Below are 2,590 nucleotides of genomic sequence, written 5' to 3'. Positions count from 1 at the left end.
ACCTCTTCTTATAACAGATAGGATTGGCTAAAAGGAATTTTTTTCTTCTCTTGGTCGATTGAATATGACGTTTTGGGATTGTACATTAAAGAATGATAATAGATTTTCAAATGTACATATATTTAGGAAAGAATTATCCAGAAATATCAAATGTTCGGATTTCATCATTCCTAATTGTGCAACGCCGAGTTTTTCAGTAATAAAAAATAATTCTGTACTTGACTAGGCTATAAGTTTCTCTCTAAGACTAATACCAAATTTTCATTTTATTCATTTCAACATAACTATTTCAACATAACTTAGGAGGGTTTGATTATCGGTAAAATAGCGAAGATTCAAAACAGTGAAAAATATTGAAAAAGTTATTCATGGTGTAATTTTATGATTTTTCGTTTTAACTTTTATTTATCCCCACCTACTTACTTTGCATTCCAAACTCCTTGATGTATTTACTACTAAATACTAACTCCTAATTACCAAATATATTTAGCAAAGCTGTTGAAATTTAGTATTACTAATACCATTTCTTTATAAGAATTCCATTAATAATTTTCTATCAAACTTATTTTGCTAACCTAGCTCTGAAGCTGGGAGTCTTTAAGTTAATTTTTAACCTGAAGAAGTCTAGTTTATTTGTTTCCATCACATTATTTTTGGTATCTCCCTTATAAATCTGACTGCTCTACTTTATTAATTGCAGCTTCATAAAGAAATGGTATAAGACTTATTTACTATGAATCAGAGTATAAACTTCTAGCTGAGGTAATCATTATATTCAGATAAATCGATCGTCTACTATTTTTGTAAGAAAGTCTTGAGAGATAATTTGATAGCAATAATGCTATATTTTTGCTTTCACAAACTCCTTTATCTTTGTAAAAGTTATTTCACTTTCTACCTATTTCCTATATCTCAGTATTATAAGTATTTAATCTAAAGATTATATAGCAGATAATTGACAATTAGTAATCATGGCAAAAATATCAAATAATCTTGAAAATAGTGATAAAAATTTTCTGGCTATTCCAGCAGTCATAGAAATGTTATCTCTGGAAAAAAAACGAGTAACTAATACTCGCATAATATTTCTCTTGGGTGCTTTGATTATTCTGATTTTTTCTTACCGACAAAGTGAAATAAATTTTCTAGCTTTATTCCAACGTAGCGGTAATATGGTGGAGTATATTCAATCTTATTTTCCACCAGATTTTTCCGATTGGAAAATTTATTTAGAAGATACAATAATTACTATTTCTATGGGTCTTTGGGGAACTATTTTGGCAGCGATCGCTGCTGTTCCTTTTTCTCTGTTGGCATCAGAAAATATTAGTCCTGTTTGGATTGTACAACCTATTCGTCGAATTTTAGATGCCATGCGGGCGATTAATGAAATGGTGTTTGCTTTGATATTTGTAGTAGCTGTTGGATTAGGTCCGTTTGCTGGTGTTTTAGCTTTATTTATTCATACGGCGGGTACTTTAGGAAAACTTTTTTCTGAAGCAGTTGAGTCAATTGACCTAGGTCCGGTTGAAGGAATTCGTGCTACAGGTGCGAGTAAAATTCAAGAGATTATATTTGGTGTAATTCCTCAAGTAATGCCTTTATGGACTTCTTTTGTTTTATATCGCTTTGAGTCTAATGTTCGTTCTGCTTCTGTTTTAGGAATAGTTGGTGCGGGTGGAATTGGTGTTTCTCTTTATCAAAGTTTTGGAGCGTTTCAATATCAAAAAGTCTGTGCAATTTTAATAATCTTAATTTTGGCAACTTCCATAATTGATTTATTATCTGCAAAGTTGAGAAATTGGTTGGTTTAAAAATGATTGAAGAAAAGGATTTGATCTGATTTTGATATTACTCCCTCTAGCAAAGATGGCAATTGCTATGGAGTTTTATTATATATACCTAATCATCCCGAGATGACATAAAGAGAGTTGGCTAAAAAAGTATATGGGTAAGGATAAAAGTTAGGATAAATGAGAGTAATAGAGGATGTAGGGGGGAAAATTAAGGGACAATTTTTCTACTCTTGTTTGCTCAAAATGCGAAAATTTTGAGCTTTTAGAACACATACCAAGACTAAAGCATTTACATATAAATGCTTTTAAATTTAATCAGCAAGCCCTAATTATTTATTTAATTGGTTCTACTATTTCCTTTTTCTGTTAAGTAGAGCAAGCTAAAAAAACACGTTGCATATTTAGCGACAAAATGCCTCAAAATAATGATATATCTGACTTTTGAGCTATTTGAAAATTTGATGCATAACGGACAAAATTTACCACGCTCTACTTAATTTTTGACTTTTTCTTATGATTCTTTGATTTTTTCTTTTTATTTTTTGCTCGCTGCTGAACTACTTCCGGTGGCGGACCATAGTCTCCATCACTAAAGTATACTCGCTCTACTATATTTTCCGGTTCTACTTCAATCCACAAACGGGCACCTCCAGCTTGACTATTATTAGGTTGATGAGGTTGATAAACTATTTGGCAAGGTCCTTTTATTTTCAGAGCGTGGCAATAATCCTTTTTATCTCCTACCTTCACAGCAACTGCTGGATAAGAAGTTCCATGATCTCGGTTGTAATCTA

General features: G+C 31.6%; 1 protein-coding gene and 1 pseudogene. One reads left to right on the top strand and one right to left on the bottom strand.

Features of this window, described 5'->3' with window-relative positions; all coding sequences use genetic code 11:
• Positions 1 to 971 precede the first annotated feature (971 nt).
• On the top strand, positions 972 to 1,814 hold the full coding sequence (phnE, locus tag F6K22_RS38315; RefSeq protein WP_293110125.1) for a phosphonate ABC transporter, permease protein PhnE: 843 nt from the start codon (positions 972 to 974) through the stop codon (positions 1,812 to 1,814).
• Positions 1,815 to 2,285: 471 nt separating this feature from the next.
• Here the strand turns inward: phnE and F6K22_RS38310 are convergent.
• Positions 2,286 to 2,590 (bottom strand): annotated as a pseudogene (locus F6K22_RS38310) (hypothetical protein); the annotation flags it as partial.

This window comes from Okeania sp. SIO2F4 (assembly GCF_010672385.1).
Taxonomy (GTDB): Bacteria; Cyanobacteriota; Cyanobacteriia; order Cyanobacteriales; family Microcoleaceae; genus Trichodesmium.
Note: the sequence above shows the minus strand (reverse complement) of the source record. Positions and strands in the feature narration are given on the sequence as shown.

What these genes read in the sequence shown, in the direction of transcription:
- phnE (WP_293110125.1), top strand. Translation starts at nt 972, where the DNA reads ATGGCAAAAATATCAAATAATCTTGAAAATAGTGATAAAAATTTTCTG.